The organism is Phycicoccus mangrovi, from assembly GCF_018729305.1.
GTDB lineage: Bacteria > Actinomycetota > Actinomycetes > Actinomycetales > Dermatophilaceae > Phycicoccus > Phycicoccus jejuensis.
The window spans coordinates 33,666-49,589 of sequence record NZ_JAHHWP010000017.1 but is presented as its reverse complement, the minus strand read 5'-3'; the positions used below and the strand labels follow the sequence as shown (position 1 = coordinate 49,589).

Genomic DNA, 15,924 nt, shown 5'->3' with positions numbered 1-15,924 from the left:
CGGCGTCAGCCCGTGACCTCGACGGCGGGCGCCGGGTCGTCGTGGCGGGTCACGAGGACGAGGACGACGAGCACCACGGACGCGACGGCGACGATCCAGGCCAGCAGCGGCTCCGCCGCGTCGACCCCGGACGGGACCGCGGCCCCGAGCCCGAGGACCCCGGCCCACAGCGCGGCGGGCGCCCACCTGTGCCCGCGGGCCAGCGCGGTGAAGACGAGCAGCTGGATGCAGGCGAAGACGGTGCCGAGCACGGCGAACGCCCACAGCGAGGGGGCGACGGCGCGGTACTGCTCGCCGCCGACGAAGGCGAGGGTGAGGCCGGGCAGGGCGAGCGCCCCGCCGACGACACCGGCCCCGATGAGTCCGACGACGGCCAGCCCCCACAGGTGCAGGTGCCGGTGGGCCCCCCGCGCCAGGGCCGGGAAGATGACGGCGGTGACGAAGTAGGGCAGGAAGAGGACGGACTTGGCGAGGATGGCGCCCGAGGCGTAGAGCCCGGCCTCGTGGGCGTCGAGGGCGGCCCGGGCCACGACCACGTCGCTGCTGGAGAGGACGAAGAAGGCGAGCAGGGCGTGCGCGTTGCGCGCCACCTCGCGGGCGAGCGCGCCCTGCCCCACCGGGGTGCCGTCCGGAGCCGGGGCGCCGCGACGCCACCCGAGGAGGAAGGGGGCGAGCGCCCCGACGGCCACGCCCACCATCGCCCCGAGCGGTGTGGGGGAGACGGCCACCGCGACCGACCCCGCGACGAGCCGGCCGAGGCCGAGGGCGAGGAACACGGCGGAGAACGCACCCCAGCGCTCCTCCCCCTGGAGCACACCGACCCGGCCGCCGACGAGCGTGAGCAGGCCGGCCGGCACCGCCAGGACGGCGGCGGCCGCGATGCCGCCGAGGTCGAGGAGCGCGGCGACGAGGGGTGCGGCGAGCAGGCAGAGGGCGGCGAGCGCGAGGGCGGCCCGCGCGGCGAGGGTCCCGACGGCGGCGGCGCTGGCCCGCCCGTCCGTCGCGACGCGGCGGGCGCCGACGGTCTGCAGCCCGAGGGACACGACGTTGACGACGACGAGCACGGACATGAGGGCGGCCACGGCGCCGTACCGCGCCGGTCCGAGACCACGGGCCGCGACGAGCGCGAACGCGTAGCTCGCGACGTTCATCACGACGAGCGAGACCGCGACCAGCGCACCGCCGCGGACGGCCGTGCCGGGGGAGCGGCGGCGCTCCACCGCGGTCACAGCGGCAGCCGGCGGAACAGCGGCCGGGGCACGTGCCGCAGGACGCTCATGACGACCCGGAGCGGCGAGGGGACCCACACGATCCCCCCGAGGCCGGCGAGCCGGGTGGTGACCGCCTCGGCGACGGCGTCGGCGTCGACGGCGAGCGGGGCCGGGGCCAGCCCGGCGGTCATCCGGGTGCGGACGAAACCGGGCCGCACGACGAGCACCTCGACGCCGCTGCCACGCAGCTCCTCCCCGAGTCCCAGCGCGAACCCGTCGAGGCCGGCCTTGGTCGAGCCGTAGAGGTAGTTCGACGCCCGGACCCGTTCGCCGGCGACGGAGGACAGCACGACGATCCGTCCGTGCCCGGCGGCGCGCATCCGCGTCGCGGCGACCGTGAGCGCCGTGACGCCGGCGGTGAAGTTCGTCGTGACGACCTCGGCCGCCGCTTCGGGGTCGGGCAGCGACGGTCGGTCGGGCAGGGTGCCCACGGCGAACAGCACGACGTCGACGTCGCCCGCGTCGAAGACCGGGTGCAGCGCGGCCGCGTGGTCGCCCGTGCGCGTCGCCTCGAAGTCGACGACCTCGACCGAGGCGGCGGGCGCGAGCCGCCGCGCCGCGTCGGCCGCCGCGTCCCGTCGCGCGCCGGGACGCCCGGCGAGGACGACGCGCAGCAGCCGCCCGCCGGCCGCCCACCGGGCGAGGGTGGCGGCGGCGATGTCGGAGCCGGCCCCGAGGACGAGGACGGACTGGGGGGCGCCGAGCGCGTCGATCACAGCTGCAGCCTCCTGGCCAGGTCGGACGTGAACACGTGGTGCGGGTCGAGCCGCTCCCGCAGGGAGCGCCACCGGGGCAGCTCGGGGTACATCGCCGCGAGGACGTCGGGGCGGGTCCGGGCGTCCTTCGCGAGGTAGGTGCGCCCGCCCGCAGCGGCCACGAGCGCGTCGGCCCGGTCCAGCGTCGGTGCCACGCCGGGGTCGGCGGGCACGTCGAGGGCGAGGGTCCAGCCGGGGACGGGGAACGACAGCGGGGCCCCGCTCGCGAGGCCGAACCGCTTGAGCACCGCGAGCGCGACGACGACGCGCTCCCGGTGCAGGAGCGCCACGAGGTCGAGGAGGTCGTCGTCGGTGGGGACCGCGACCTGGTACTGGACGAAGCCCCGGGGGCCGTACAGCCGGTTCCACCGGCCGACGACGTCGAGCGGGTGGAAGAACGTGGTGGGGTCCTCGTGGGTGACCGTCGGACGCACGGGGGCCCGCCGCAGGTAGAGCTCGTTGACGGCGCGCAGGCCGTGCCGCCCGACGAGACCGACCGGGGACGGGGGGACATCGACCGCGCGAGGTCCGCGGTGCAGCTCCACCGGTCGGGCCCCGGGCTCGTCGCGGTCCGCGTGGTCGCCCGAGGTGACCACGCCGCGGCCGTGGGCCCGGCCCCCGACGACGAGGTCGACCCACGCGACCGTGTACCGGTGTGCGGCATCGTCCTCGACGAGGGCGGACATCGTCGCCTCGAGGGAGGACGTGCGGCGGGTGTGGACGGTGACGCTCGAGCTGGTGACAGGCAGGAGCCGCACGCGTGCGGACAGCACGACGCCGGCGAGGCCCATCCCGCCGAGGACGGCGCCGAGCAGCGGGTCGCCCCGCTCGAGCACCAGGACCTCGCCGGTCCCGTCGACGAGCGTGAGGGACTCGACGTGCGCGCCGAACGTGCCGTCGCGGTGGTGGTTCTTGCCGTGGACGTCCGCCGCGAGGGCCCCACCCACCGTGACGTGCCGCGTCCCGGGCGTCACGGGGACGAACCACCCGTGGGGGAGGACCGCGTCGAGCAGCGCGCCGAGGCTCGTGCCCGCGGCGACCGTGACGGTGCCGTCGGGTCCGGGCACGGGCACCGGCGCCGACCGCGGCAGGCGCAGCAGGGTGCCGCCGGCGTTGAGGGCGGCGTCGCCGTAGGCCCGCCCGAGGCCGCGGACGAGCAGGCCCCGGCCGTCGGCGGTGCGGACGGCGCGCGCGACCGCCTCCGCGTCCTCCACGTCGAGCACGTGGCTCGCGGTCGCGGTCGCGCGCCCCCAGCCGGTCACGAGCTCGGTCACAGCAGCGCCCCGACCGCGTAGGTGACGAGCCAGAGGAGCACGAGGACCAGGAGGACGCGGTCGGCGACCACCGTGCGCTCCGGCTCCTCGGCCTGCGCGTCCTCGGCGTCGAGGAGGAAGCGCAGCACGGCCACGGTGAAGGGGACAACGCTGACCGCGATCCACGGCTCGCGCGCCTGCGGCGCCACGTCGGCGGCCCACAGCGCGTAGCCCGCCACGGTCATCGCCGCGGCCGTGGCGGCGACGACCCGCAGGAACGCCGTCGTGTAGCGCGCGGTCGCGCGGCGGGGGGTGCGGCCGTCGCGCTGGGCGAGGACGAGCTCGGACTCCCGCTTGCCGGTCACGACGAGGAGCGAGCCGAAGCCGGTGACGATGAGGAACCACTGCGACAGGGGCGTGTCCGTCGCGACACCGCCGGCGATGGCCCGCAGCACGAAGCCCAGCGCGACGATCGCCAGCTCGACGACCGGCTCGTGCTTGAGCCCGGCCGAGTACGCCGCCGTGAGCGCGAGGTAGCCCCCGACGACGAGGAGCAGGCCGACGCTCGCCGCGACGGCGAGTGCGGCGACGGCGAGCACGGCCACGACGACGGCGGCCGTCCGCCGGGGCACCCGCCCGGACGCGACCGGGCGGGCGCGCTTGACCGGGTGCGCCGCGTCGGCGTCCGCGTCGAGGAGGTCGTTGAGCGCGTAGGTGGCGCCGCTCGCGAGGACGAAGGCGACGAAGGCGACGGCGACCCGTCCGGCGACGGCGGGCTGGAGGAGCGTCCCGGCGGCGAGGGGCGCGGCGACGACGAGGAGGTTCTTGACCCACTGGCCGGGTCGCACGAGGCGCACGAGCTCGCGGGTCACGCGGGGAACCCTACGGGATCGGCTAGGGTCGCTCGCCATGATCGCGGCGGCCCGGACCCGTGTCGCCGGGGAGGCGGCGCCGCTCCTCGCGGCGGTCCTCGCGGCGGTCGGAGTCCTCGGTCCGGCGCTGGTCCCCGGGGCCGCCCTCGTCCGCGACATGGTGCTTCTCCCGGGTGCCGTCCTCGGGCCGCGGCTGCTCGGGCTGGGCCACGAGACCGCCCGCGCGGTGCCGAGCGACGCGGTCGCCGCCCTGGCCTCGACGGTGCTCGGCGACCTCGCCGCGCCGAGCGTGCTCCTCCTCCTGCTCGTCGGGGCGGGCTGGGGCGTCTCCCGCCTCGTCCCCGGGCCGGTCGTGGGGCGGGCCGCCGCCACCGTGGCCGCGGTCTGGAACCCCTACGTCGCCGAGCGCCTCGCCATGGGGCACTGGGCGCTGCTCCTCGGCTACGCCGCCCTCCCGTGGGTCCTCGCCGCGGCCGGCGCCGTCGCCGCGGGTCGCGGCGGGGGCCGTCCCCTGCTCGTCGCGCTGTCCGTCGGCGCGCTGGCCGGCGCCGTCGGGTGGCTCCTCGGCGTGCTCGCCCTCCTCGCGGGCGTCCTCTGCGGCCCCCGAGGTCGGGCGGCGCGGTGCTGGCTGCCCGCCGCCGGCCTCGTCGTCGCCCTCGCCGTCCCGTGGGCCCTGCCGTCGCTCCTGCGCCCCGTGGCACCGGTCTCGGGCCAGCTGGGTTTCGCGGTGTTCGGGCCGCGCAGCGACCTCGGTGACGTGCCGGGGGGTGTCGTCCTCGGGGTGCTCGGTGGCGGTGGCACCTGGAACGCGTCGGTCGTCCCCGACGGGCGCGCCTCGGGGGCCGGCGTCGTCCTCGCGCTGCTCGCGCTCGCGGTGGCCGTGACCGGATGGGTGCTGAGGCCGCCGTCCGCGCGGCAGGACCGGGTGGTGCTCGTCGCCGGCGCCCTCTCGCTCGTGACGGTGCTCGCCGGCGCGGCGCTCGCCCACCTCCCGGCCCTCGCCGGACTGCCCGGCGCCGGCCTGCTCCGCGACGCCACGCGCTCGCTCGGTCCGTGGGCGGTGGTCCTCGCCGTGGGGACGGGGCGGGCGGTGGGGGAGGCGTCACGGCGCGGCCTGCCCCGTGGCGCGTCGCTCCTCATCGTCCTGCTGCCGGTCGTGCTCCTGCCCGGCGCCGCGCTCGGCGTCGGCGGGCGGGTGGCGACGGTCCAGCTCCCGCCGGCGGTGGCCGCGGTCCGGGCCGCGGTCGCGGCGGGACCGGCGGACGAGGCCCTGGTCGTCCTGCCGTGGCAGCCGGTCAGGGCCTACGACTGGAACGGCCGGCGCACCAGCCTCACCCCGTGGTCCCGGGTCCTGCCGGTGCGGGTCGTCGCGGCCTCGCAGCTCGTCGTCACGCGTCCGGGGGGTGCCGTCGTCGTCCCCGGGGACGACCCCCTCGCCGCCGACGTCGGCGTGGCGCTCGCCGCCACCGACCCCGTGCCCGCGCTCCGCCGCCTCGGGGTCGGGTGGGTCCTCGTGGACGCCGGGGCGTCCCCGTCCTGGCTGCCCGCCGGCCGCGACCTCGGCTCCGGGGTGTCGCTGGTGCGGCTCGAGGGGGCCGCGGCCGGCGCGGCCGACCGGCACGACCCACCGACGTCCGTCGTGCTCGTCGGCGACGCGTTGGCGGTGCTCGCGGGCCTCGTCCTGCTCGCCACGACAGGCCGACGTCGGGAACGGCGGGACTCCGCGGTTACCTTGCAGTAGGCTTCGCACACACCTGCTCGTATCGTCCCGGGAGAGCCCATCCATGAAGGACTCGATCATCACGGTCGTCGTCGGCGCCGTCCTCGCCGGCCTGGCGAGCTTCGGCCTGTTCACGGCCGCCACGCCCGAGCCCAACACGCAGCAGGTGACGATGTACACCTACGGGGACCAGACCCCCTGACCCGGCCGGGCGGGCCCCGCCCCGCTCAGCGCCCGCGACCTGCGGGCTGCGGTCGCCGCCGGGGGTGGCGCCGCCCCACCGACCTCGTGATGAGGTCGTCCCACCGCGCGACGGCCGCCTCCCACGTGTAGCCCTGGGCGAGTTCGCGGGCTCCCCGCCCCAGCTCCTCGCGCAGCGAGGCGTCCTCGACGAGCCGGCGCACCTGCGCGGTGAGGTCGTCGACGTCGTCGGCCCGGGCCAGCAGACCGGTGCTCCCGTCGACGATCGACTCCTCCGTGCCGCCCGAGCCGTGGAAGGCGACGCTCGGCGTGCCGTGCATCCCCGCCTCGACGACGACGAGCCCCCACCCCTCCTTGACCGACGGCACGAGCGAGACCCAGCTGCTCGCGAGGAGGCGGTGGCGCTCCCGGTCGCTCACGTAGCCGACGAGGTCGACGTGCGCCGCGAGCCCGAGCTCCTCGACGCGCTCGTTGATGTGGTCGGCCCACCAGCCGCGCCCCGCGACGACGAGGCGCAGGTCCGGGTGCTCGGCGACGAGGCGGCGCGTCACCTCGAGCGCGAGCTCGACGCGCTTGTGCGGGACGAGGCGGCCGAGCACGACGAGCTGGGGGTGGGCGGCACGGGGCACGTCGTCGGGGGGCGGCGGGATCGCGCCGTTGTGGATGACGGTGACCCGCCGCGGCTCGACGCCCAGCTCGGCGAGCTCGTCGCGGGTGACCCGCGAGACGGCGACGTAGGGGCGCCGCCGGTTGACGAAGGGCGCCAGCCGGGACTCGACGAACCACCCGACCCGGGCCAGCATCGGGGGGAAGACCACGGGCCACTGCTCCCGGTGGACGTGGTGGACGAGCACGACGTGCGTGGCCCGGCGGCGCCAGAGGGCCGCGAGGTACGGGACGCCGTTCTGCGTCTCGACGATGACGTCCGGCGGGTCGACGCGCCCGCGCAGGACGGTGAGCGCGGCCGTGGCGTAGACCCCGAAGCGTCCCCCCGCGCGCCGGTGGACGACGCCGCTCTCGCGCACGGCCACCTCGGGCAGCCCCTCGACCCGGGCGGTGAGCAGGGTGACGGCGTGGCCGGCCGCCGCGAGGCCGTCGCACACGTGCTCCGCGTACACCTCCGACCCGCCGCCCTCCGGGTGCCGCGTGTCACGCCAGTTGAGGAACAGGACGCGCAGGGGGCGGTCCTCCGGGGGCTGAGGCATCATCGGCTCTTCCGGGATCACGGGGCGGGCGGCGGCTACTCTACCGACGGGTAGACAAGCCGGACGCGGGACACCGCCCCCGGGAGCAGGTCGGACGAGAGGCGGGCGAGCAGGTGCGCGAGGGCTCGGCGGGCGCCGCCGCACGGTCGAGGGCCGACTGGGAGCGGCTGGGCGAGAGCGACCCCCTCTGGGCCGTCCTCATGAAGCCCGACACGAAGAACGGCGGCTGGGACCGCGAGGAGTTCCTCGCCACCGGCCGGGCCGAGGTCGCGGCCTCCCTCGACCACCTGCGCGAGCTCGGGTCGCTGCCGCTGCCGGGGCGGGCGCTCGACTTCGGGTGCGGCGCCGGGCGCACCGCCATCGCCCTCGCCGCGACCTTCGAGGAGGTGACGGGGCTCGACGTCTCACCGGGGATGCTCCGGGCGGCACGCTCCCTCGACACCTCCGGCCGCTGCCGCTTCGTCCTCTCCGAGCGCGACGACCTCGCCGGGCACGGGGACGGGAGCTTCGACCTCGTCTACTCCAGCCTCGTCCTCCAGCACCTGCCACCGGACCTCGGCTGGAGCATGCTCGCCGAGCTCGCCCGGGTGACGGCGCCCGGAGGGGCCCTCGTCGTGCAGCTGACGACGCGGCCGACCCGCAGCGCGAAGGGACTGCTCTTCCGTTACGCCCCGTGGCCGCTCATCCGGCTCGGGCAGCGGCTCGTGCTCCGGTACCCCGCCCCGATGCGGATGCAGGCCTTCGACCCGCGACGGGTGCGGGCGGTCCTCGCGGCCGCGGGGCTGGAGGTCCTCGACGTCGTCGAGGACACGACCTACGGGGGCCACTGGGTCTACCACCGCTACTTCGCGGTCCGTCCGTCGTGACGCAGACCCGGTCCGCCGGACCGAGCACCACCCGGGACGGCGCGACCGCGCCACGCACGGTCGTGGCGCTGGCCCTCGCGCTCGTCGCCGTCGGTGTCGCCGTGCGGGCCTGGGTCGGGTACGGAGGCTGGTTCAGCCTCGACGACTACGTGTTCTACGTCCGCGCGATGTCCCGGGCACCGTTCGACCCCGACCTCCTCCTCACCCCGTACAACGGGCACCTCATGCCCGGCGCCATGCTCTGGGTGTGGGCGGCCTCCCACCTGGCCCCCCTCGGCCACGGGCTCGTCGTCACGACGATGCTCGTCGGCGTCGCCCTCTGCGGGCTGGCCGTCGTCGGGCTCCTCGTCGACCTCTTCGGGGCGCGCGAGGCCGTCCTCGTCCCGGTGGGCGTCTTCACCCTCTCGACCCTGACGCTGCCGGGGTCGACCTGGTGGGCGGCGGCCCTCAACCAGCTGCCCCAGGTCCTCTTCACGACCCTCGCGCTCTGGGCGCAGCTGCGCGCCGTCCGCAGCGGGCGCGCGAGATGGTCGCTCGCGTCGGTCCTCGCGGTCGCCGCGGGGCTCGCCTTCTCCGAGAAGACGGCGCTCGCGATGCCGCTCGTCGCCGGCTTCAGCCTCCTCTTCCTCCTGCGCGGGACACCGTGGCAGCGGGTCCGGCTGGCGCTGCGCCGCACGCCGGTCACCTGGGCGGGATACCTCGTGCTCGGGCTCGCCTACGTCGCGATCTACGCCGCCACCGTCGTGAGCCCGGTCAAGGAGGGCGTCGCGGCGGGGGAGGTGGCCACCGGTCTCGGGCAGGCGCTGCGGGCGACCGTCGTCCCGGGGCTGCTCGGCGGGCCGTGGACCTGGCGCCCGCTCGGCGTCGTCGACTCGCTCGCGGCGCCCTCGGCCGTCATGCAGGTCGTCTCGGCCGCGGTCCTCCTCGGCGTCGTCCTGCTCTCGGCGCGTGTCGGGGCCCGGTGGCGGGCCGCGTGGGCCTTCGCGGCGGTGGCGGTCGTCGTCGACGTCGTGCTCGTCATCGTCACCCGGGTGCCGGTCGTCGGCGCGGACCCCGTCCTCCTCGAGTACCGGTACTTCACCGACCTCGCGCTCGTCCTCGCCCTGGCGGTCGGCTGCGCGTTCCTGCCGGTCCGCGGGGTCGACCCGCCGGCGACCGACCCCCGGCCGGAGGTCAGCGTCGGCAGCTGGCACCTGACCGACGACGTCCTGCGCACCGTCGCGCTCACCGGGCTGGCGGTCCTGCTCGTGGGCTCGCTCGTGTCGGCGTCGGGCTTCCGCGAGCGGTGGGCCGCCAACCCCGGGCGCGCCTACGTGACGACCGCGCTCGCCGACGCCCGGACCGTGCCCGCGACGGCGCGCGTCTACGACGCGCCGGTCCCGGACGCCGTCGTCTGGCGGCTGCTCTGGCCGGCCACGCTGCCCTCGCGCCTGCTCCTCCCCGCCGGCGGCCGGTTCACCCCGCTCGCGGTGGGCGAGGCGACGGACGACCTGCGCGACTTCGCCGCGGACGGCCGGCTGCGACGCTCGGAGGTCAGCGGGGTCCCGCTGGCCGTCGACGGCGCCGGCACCTGCCCCGGCCCGGCCACGCCCACCCGGGTCCGGGCCACGGCGGGCCAGTTCTTCTGGGCCTGGGTCGTGCAGCTCGACTACCGGGCCACCTCCGACGGCACGCTCACCCTGAGCACCCCGCGCGGCGCGAGCGTCCGGGTCCCGGTGCGGGCGGACGGCTCCCGCGTCTGGGCCCTCGTCGAGGACGACGTCACCTGGCTCGACGTCACGGCCGACGCCGGGTCGGGGGCCTGCCTGACCGGCGGCGTCGTCGGCCTGCCCCAGCCGGTGGGGTGGTGAGCATGCCGCTGCGTCCCGGGACCGGGCGCTACCCCGAGCTCACCGCCGTCCGCGGGCTGGCCGCCCTGGCCGTCGTGGGGACGCACGCCGCCTACTGGACCGGTCGGTACGACGAGAGCACCCTCGGGCTCGTCCTGGCCCGCCTCGACGTCGGCGTGGCGGTCTTCTTCGCGCTCTCCGGGTTCCTCCTCCTGCGCCCCTGGCTCGCGGCCGCCGCCGGGGCCGGCACGCCGCCGAGCGCGCGGTCGTACGCGTGGGCCCGCGCGACCCGCATCCTGCCGGGCTACCTCGTGGCCGTCGCCGCCGCCTACCTGTTCGTGGCGTCGCCGTCCGGGAACGGGCTCGGGGACCTGGTCCGGACGCTGACCCTCACCCAGATCTATCCCGGGGCCGAGCAGCACCTCGGCCTCACCCAGATGTGGAGCCTCGCGGTGGAGGTCTCCTTCTACCTCGTCCTCCCGGTCCTCGCCCCGCTCCTCGCGCGGCTGCGCTCCACCCGGGCGCGGCTCACGGTCCTCGGCGGCCTCGGGGCGGTGAGCCCGCTCTGGTGGGTGCTGCGCGCGCGCTGGGACGCTCCGCTCGAGGCGCAGTACTGGCTGCCCGGTCACCTCGTGTGGTTCGTCGCGGGGATGGCGCTGTGCGTCCTCGCCGTCGAGCGCGAGGCCACGGGGAGCGCCGACCTCCCGGGAGCCGCGCGTGCCCCGGGGTCGGTGTGGCTCGTCGGTGCCGGGCTCTTCCTCGTGGCGAGCACGCCGGCGGCCGGGCCGGCGACCCTCGTCCCGGCGCAGGCGGGCGCCGCGACCCTCAAGTCGCTGCTCTACGCGGGGGTCGCGGCGTGCGTCCTCGCCCCGCTCGTCGCCCGCTCGGCGTCCCCGCTCGTGACCTGGCTGCGCCACCCGGCGCTGCAGTGGCTCGGGCGGGTGTCCTACGAGCTGTTCCTCGTGCACCTCGTCGTCATCGAGGGCGTCATGGACGTCCTCGGCTACCGCACCTTCACCGGTGACACCGCCGTGGTCTTCGTCGTGACCCTCCTGGCGAGCCTCGCGGTGGCGGCCCCGCTGCACCTGGTGCTCGCCCGCCTCACCGGTCGCGGCGGGGGAGCGGCACCAGGGTCAGGACGACGGCGGCGAGACCGAGCAGCTGGACCGCCGGGGCCAGCGCGTCATGCCGCGCGGACCCCCACGGGGCCGCGGCCATGAGGACGCCGGCCACGACGAGGAGAAGGCCCACGACGCCCGCCCGGTGACGTGCGGTGCGGCGGCGGCCTGCCCACCCGGTGGCGGAGGCCGTCGCGACGACGAGCGCGAGCCCGGCGACCCCGCCGAGCAGACCGGCGGTGACCACGACGGCCGACCACCGCAGGGGGCGGGGCAGCCCCCGCCCGGCCACGGCCACGGTGGCGCCTGCGGGCGTCCGACGACGCCGCGACCAGAGGGCGGCGAGCGCGACGAGCGCGGCGAGGGCGAGCCCGCCGACGACCGCGCCCCGATAGAGACCGGCCGGGGCGAAGCGTGCGCTGACGGCGGTGTCGCCGGCGGGCACCACGAAGCCCTGCTGCCATCCGTCGACGACGACCGGCGTCACCCGCGGGTCGTCGGCGACCCACCCGGGGTTGGTGTTGAGCGGTCGGGTGAGCAGCGTCGCACCGGCGTCGACCCCGGGGGGCGCCGTCACGGTGACCTCGGTCCCGCCGCCGGTAGTGCTCGCGGGCCGGGCCGGGACCGGGGTGGTCCAGGTGGAGCCGACGAGCGAGAGGCGGGCGGGGGCGAGGGTGTCGGTGCGCTCCACCGACACGACCGTCTCGCCGTCCAGCACGACCGCGTCGGAGCCGCAGACGCGCGCGGGGACCTCGGTGCCGGTGGCGAGGTCGGCGACCGTCGTGGTGACCGCGGTCGGCAGGCGGACCCCGCCGACCTCCACCTCGGGGCCCTCGCCGCAGCGCCACCGCACCTCCGTCGTCCCCTCGACGACGCCACTCGTCACCCCGGGGACCTCGAGCTCCGTGACGCCCACCGGCAGCAGCTGCTGGGTGCCGTCGACGGGGTCCAGCCCGGGTCGACCGCTGGACCCGAGGACCGTCACGGTCAGGGAGTCGGTCCGGGTGGGGGGCAGCTCGACCGTCCCGTCGGAGCCGACGGCGCGCAGCACGTCGACGTCACCGGCCCGCACGCGGACCGTCGTCGGACGCGACGCGCGCGCGTCGTCCGCCGTACGGAGGGCGACGCGCGAGAGGCGTCGCGCGCCGTCCCAGCGGAGGGTCAGCGAGGGGGTGTCGTCGCCGGCGGCGGCCGTCCAGGTGGTCGTCGTGAGGCCGTCGACGGCCGCGAGCGCCGAGCCGCCCGGGGACGTGACGCCGCTGGAGGACGACGTCACCTCGACGCCGAGCCCTGCGGCGCGGGCGATGCGCGCGTCCAGGGCGGGACCGCCGACCGGGCGCACCGTCAGCGCCGGCGCGTAGCGGTCCCGGCCGGTGACCGGCAGCACGCGGACGAGCCCGGCCTCCTCCTCGGAGCGGGCGGCGAGCAGCGGGTCGCAGGTCAGCCGCTCGAACGGCCCGACGCAGCCGTCGCGGTGGCCGGGGTCGCTCGCGAGCACGACCGCGCTGGGGCGGTTGGTCACGTCGAGGGCCGGCGTGCGGCGGGCGGACCGCACCGGCGCGCCCGTCACGTCCACCTCCGCCACCCCGGTCGCGCCGGGCGCCTGCACGGTGAGGGTCGACACGGGCCGGTCGACGCGCAGGACCGCGCGCCCGTCGGCGACCCGGACGTCGGTCTCCGTGGTGCCGTCCCCGATCCGCACCGTCCCGGAGGGCGGGCTGCCGTCCCCGGCGAGCGTCACGGTGACCCGCCCCGGGACGACCGGGCCGGCGTAGCGCACGGTGAGGGTCGGTGCGCGGTCCTCGGCGACGGGCCACCAGGCGGTGTCCGGGTCGCCGTCGAAGGCCTGGGCCGGGCTGCGCCAGCGCTGGGCCGGCTGCCGGCCGCCGAGCGAGGAGGCGGACGAGCTGGCCGTCACCGACCGGGCACCGAGCCAGACGGCGGACGTCTCGTCGGAGGCGTCCCCGCCGACCGTCCACTCGCGCGCCGCCGTGCCCAGGGTGCCGTCGTCGTCCGCGGCAAGGACGGCGGAGCGGTCGGCGGCGGAGCGTCCCACGTCGACCTCGCGACGCGCCAGGCTGTCGGTGAGGACGACCCGGCCGGTCGGCAGCTCGGGGACCCGGTCGACCCCGAGGACGGTGGGCGCTCCGTCGAGCACGCCGGCCTCCTCCGCCCGAAGGAGCCCCTCGGGCCCGCCGAGGAGCTCCACGACGTCGTCGGGGGCGGCGGCGGTGGCGCGGGCCGGTCCGGGCTCGACGCGCCAGACCTCGACGACCTGCGCGTCGGCCACCGCCGGGCTGCGCAGCGGTCGCCCGAGGGCGGGGTCGGGACGACCGACGCGGGGGCCGAACCCGGCCACCCGTGTGAAGCCGGGGGAGGCGCCGAGGACGGCGTCGACGAGCTCCGGGCGCGGGGCCCCCGCCGCCTGCGTGTCGAGGTCGTGCCGGACGAGCACGTACCCCACGCCCGAGCGGGCGAGGAGCGCGGAGAGGCCGGGCACCGAGCCGCCGGTCTCCCACGCCTCGCTCACGGCGTCGAGCAGGCGGACGTGCCCCGGAGGGGTCAGCGGCACGGCGTTGCGGACGTCCCAGGACGCCCGGGTCAGGGCCTGGAGCGGCTCGTCGCCCGGCAGGCCCCACGCGTAGCTGGCGAACCGGGACTGCGGGGCGAGGAGCGTCCGGCCCGCCGGGTGCTCCTCGAGCCAGCGCCCGGCGTCGGCCCAGTAGCCGGGGACCTCCGTGAAGGAGCCGCGCGGGGCGACGCGGTCGGTGAGGAACGGTCCGGCGCCCGCGAAGCCCACCGCGAGCACGACGACCCCGACGAGCCCGACGACGAGCCGTGGTCCGCCGGCGAGCCGGCGGAGGCCGGCCGGCGCGACCGCGAGGAGGTGCGCCAGCCCGAGCGCCAGGGCCAGCCGCACGCCCACGTCGAACTTGTGGACGTTGCGCAGGGGCGCCAGCGGGCCGTCCAGGAGGTCGCGCACCGGACCGTCGACCGGCGAGCCGAAGGTGGCGGCGTGACCGGCCGTCAGCACGACGAGCGACGTGGAGAGCGTGAGGACCAGCCAGCGGCGTTCCCGCAGACCGGGGAGGGCGAGGCCGGCGAGCCCGGCGGCCGCGACGAGCATGGAGTAGAGCACGAGGGGCGGCTGCACGACGAGGTCCTGGCCCGCGCGCCAGGTACCGCCCAGCCCCGGGGGCAGGTAGGCGACCCACTGGCTCGCGCCGCGCAGCGAGTCGGCCAGGGAGGTGACGAGGGTCGTCGTCGACGCGGACTCGATGTAGTCGAGGAAGGGCGGGCTGTAGCGGCCGAGGATGAGCAGGGGCACGACCCACCAGGCGGTGGCGAGGGCGGTCGCCCCGACCCACGCGAGCCACGTCCGGCCGGTCCGGGACGAGAACGGTCGGGTCAGCAGGTAGAGCGCGGCCGGCAGCACCGCCGCGAGGTCGAGCGCCGCGTTGACACCGCCCATGAGCAGCACCGGCAGCGCGGCCTCGACTCCTCCGCGCAGTGGGGACCGCCCGCGCCGGAACACCTCGACGAGGGGCAGGAGCACCCACGGGGCGAGGGCCATCGGCCAGGCCTCGGCCGACACGGGCCCGAGGACCGAGACGACCCGCGGGGAGAGGGCGAAGGCGACGGCTGCGAGCATCCGCGTCGCGGGCGAGCCGATGTCGAGGGCCCGGGCCAGGCGGTCCAGGCCGAGGAAGGCGGTGACGAGCAGCAGGGCCCACCACAGGCGCTGGACGACCCAGGGGTCCAGCAGCGCACCGCCGGCGGCGAAGAAGGGTCCCATCGGGGCCAGGTAGCCGTAGGCCTGGTTCTGCAGCTGTCCGGCGAAGCCCGTGTCGTCCCACACCGACAGCGCGCGGCCGAGGAAGCGGACGGGGTCGACGACGAGGTCGAGCTTGGTGTCGGGGACGATCCGCCCCGCGTCCTGGAGGAAGCACAGCGCGACGAGGGCGGCGGCGACGGCGGCCCGTCGCCACCGCCACACGGGTCCCGCGGCGGGGTCGGTCATCGGCGGCGGAGCACGACCATGAGGTTCCAGGTCACGATCTCGCGCACGCCGGGGACGTGCACCACGCCCCGGGCCCACGACGGGTGGTACCGCGGGGCGAAGGCGAGGACCTCGCCGCGGCGCTGTCGGTCCGCCCAGCGACGGGTCGCGGTGACCGAGACCGGGAACAGGCTCTCGCCGAAGCGGTTCTTCGGCTCGTGTCCCGTCCGCCGGACGTAGCGACGTCGGGCCCGGTGTCCCCCGAGGTAGTGCCACGGAGCGGTCTCGTGGCCGCCCCAGGGACCGAGCCACACGGTGAACGAGATGAAGGTCAGGCCCCCGGGCCGGGTGACCCGGAGCATCTCGTCGGCCATCCGCCACGGGTCGGGCACGTGCTCGAGCACGTTGGAGGAGTAGGCGACGTCGACGCTGGCGTCGGCGAACGGGAGCTCGAGACCGCTGCCGAGCAGCGTGTTGCCCGGGGCGGACCCGCGACCGGTCAGCTCGCCGACGGCGGCGTCGACCGCGCAGTAGCGCGCCCCGGCGGCCTCGAACGCGCGCGCGAAGTAGCCCGGGCCCCCGCCGACGTCGAGGACGACCCGACCGTCGAGGTCGGTCCAGGAGCCGAGCTGGGCGACGGAGTCCTCGGCGAGCGCGGAGTAGAACCGGTCCGGGTCCGGCTGCTCGTACCGGAACTCGCGCAGCAGGCGGACCGAGCGTCCCAGGGTCGGCGCCCACGAGGGGGACGGCGGGGAGGTCACACGCGGGACCGTACCCGACGCCCCCGTGCCCCGGAGGCCGTCCCGGGACACGCCACGACGCGCCTCGCGAAAG

At 77.2% G+C, this 15,924-nt stretch carries 12 protein-coding genes; 5 read left to right on the top strand and 7 right to left on the bottom strand.

Annotation, left to right across the window (positions count from 1 at the left end):
* Positions 1-5 precede the first annotated feature (5 nt).
* From KMZ30_RS15755 to KMZ30_RS15740, 4 genes are read right to left on the bottom strand one after another with little or no spacing between them, the layout of a single operon-like run.
* Positions 6-1,229 carry a polysaccharide biosynthesis protein gene (locus tag KMZ30_RS15755; RefSeq protein ID WP_215513703.1) on the bottom strand — a complete coding sequence of 408 codons (1,224 nt, stop codon included), beginning with the start codon at positions 1,227-1,229 and terminating at the stop codon, positions 6-8.
* Entirely contained in the window at positions 1,226-1,987 is a 762-nt protein-coding gene (gene dprE2 / locus KMZ30_RS15750) for a decaprenylphospho-beta-D-erythro-pentofuranosid-2-ulose 2-reductase (RefSeq protein ID WP_215513704.1), read from the bottom strand. Before dprE2 ends, KMZ30_RS15755 begins: the two co-directional genes overlap by 4 nt.
* A complete protein-coding gene (locus KMZ30_RS15745; protein ID WP_215513705.1) occupies positions 1,984-3,300 on the bottom strand; it encodes an FAD-binding oxidoreductase in 1,317 nt (438 codons plus the stop codon). The genes dprE2 and KMZ30_RS15745 overlap by 4 nt, the downstream gene beginning before the upstream one ends.
* Positions 3,297-4,190, bottom strand: a complete 894-nt coding sequence (locus KMZ30_RS15740) for a decaprenyl-phosphate phosphoribosyltransferase (RefSeq protein WP_226902900.1) — start codon at positions 4,188-4,190, stop codon at positions 3,297-3,299. Before KMZ30_RS15740 ends, KMZ30_RS15745 begins: the two co-directional genes overlap by 4 nt.
* On the opposite strand from KMZ30_RS15740, the gene KMZ30_RS15735 reads away from it, so the two are divergent.
* Both KMZ30_RS15735 and KMZ30_RS15730 read left to right on the top strand, forming a co-directional pair.
* Positions 4,189-5,892, top strand: coding sequence for an MmpA family trehalose lipid delivery protein (locus KMZ30_RS15735; protein WP_215513707.1), 1,704 nt, complete (start codon positions 4,189-4,191; stop codon positions 5,890-5,892). The genes KMZ30_RS15740 and KMZ30_RS15735 overlap by 2 nt on opposite strands.
* Before the next feature lie 43 nt (positions 5,893-5,935).
* Positions 5,936-6,073: a hypothetical protein gene (locus KMZ30_RS15730; RefSeq protein ID WP_215513708.1), complete on the top strand. Its 138-nt coding sequence runs from the start codon at positions 5,936-5,938 to the stop codon at positions 6,071-6,073.
* Between the two features lie 25 nt (positions 6,074-6,098).
* Here the strand turns inward: KMZ30_RS15730 and KMZ30_RS15725 are convergent, their stop codons facing one another.
* Positions 6,099-7,277 carry a glycosyltransferase family 4 protein gene (locus KMZ30_RS15725; RefSeq protein ID WP_226902902.1) on the bottom strand — a complete coding sequence of 393 codons (1,179 nt, stop codon included), beginning with the start codon at positions 7,275-7,277 and terminating at the stop codon, positions 6,099-6,101.
* 113 nt (positions 7,278-7,390) lie between these two features.
* Between KMZ30_RS15725 and KMZ30_RS15720 the strand changes: the two genes are divergently transcribed.
* From KMZ30_RS15720 to KMZ30_RS15710, 3 genes are read left to right on the top strand one after another with little or no spacing between them, the layout of a single operon-like run.
* Positions 7,391-8,143, top strand: coding sequence for a class I SAM-dependent methyltransferase (locus KMZ30_RS15720; RefSeq protein WP_215513709.1), 753 nt, complete (start codon positions 7,391-7,393; stop codon positions 8,141-8,143).
* A complete protein-coding gene (locus KMZ30_RS15715; RefSeq protein WP_215513710.1) occupies positions 8,140-9,993 on the top strand; it encodes a hypothetical protein in 1,854 nt (617 codons plus the stop codon). The genes KMZ30_RS15720 and KMZ30_RS15715 overlap by 4 nt, the downstream gene beginning before the upstream one ends.
* A gap of 2 nt (positions 9,994-9,995) precedes the next feature.
* The gene (locus KMZ30_RS15710; RefSeq protein WP_215513711.1) at positions 9,996-11,192 is read left to right on the top strand and encodes an acyltransferase family protein; all 1,197 of its coding nucleotides are present in this window, start codon (positions 9,996-9,998) and stop codon (positions 11,190-11,192) included.
* Here KMZ30_RS15710 and KMZ30_RS15705 read toward each other — a convergent pair.
* The gene (locus KMZ30_RS15705) at positions 11,074-15,111 is read right to left on the bottom strand and encodes an alpha-(1->3)-arabinofuranosyltransferase domain-containing protein (protein WP_215513712.1); all 4,038 of its coding nucleotides are present in this window, start codon (positions 15,109-15,111) and stop codon (positions 11,074-11,076) included. The two genes, KMZ30_RS15710 and KMZ30_RS15705, sit on opposite strands and share 119 nt — an antisense overlap.
* On the bottom strand, positions 15,108-15,851 hold the full coding sequence (locus KMZ30_RS15700; RefSeq protein WP_215513713.1) for a class I SAM-dependent methyltransferase: 744 nt from the start codon (positions 15,849-15,851) through the stop codon (positions 15,108-15,110). Before KMZ30_RS15700 ends, KMZ30_RS15705 begins: the two co-directional genes overlap by 4 nt.
* Positions 15,852-15,924 lie beyond the last annotated feature (73 nt).

What these genes read in the sequence shown, in the direction of transcription:
- KMZ30_RS15725 (WP_226902902.1), bottom strand. Translation starts at nt 7,277, where the DNA reads ATGCCTCAGCCCCCGGAGGACCGCCCCCTGCGCGTCCTGTTCCTCAAC.
- KMZ30_RS15710 (WP_215513711.1), top strand. Translation starts at nt 9,996, where the DNA reads ATGCCGCTGCGTCCCGGGACCGGGCGCTACCCCGAGCTCACCGCCGTC.
- KMZ30_RS15740 (WP_226902900.1), bottom strand. Translation starts at nt 4,190, where the DNA reads ATGGCGAGCGACCCTAGCCGATCCCGTAGGGTTCCCCGCGTGACCCGC.
- KMZ30_RS15705 (WP_215513712.1), bottom strand. Translation starts at nt 15,111, where the DNA reads ATGACCGACCCCGCCGCGGGACCCGTGTGGCGGTGGCGACGGGCCGCC.
- KMZ30_RS15730 (WP_215513708.1), top strand. Translation starts at nt 5,936, where the DNA reads ATGAAGGACTCGATCATCACGGTCGTCGTCGGCGCCGTCCTCGCCGGC.
- KMZ30_RS15735 (WP_215513707.1), top strand. Translation starts at nt 4,189, where the DNA reads ATGATCGCGGCGGCCCGGACCCGTGTCGCCGGGGAGGCGGCGCCGCTC.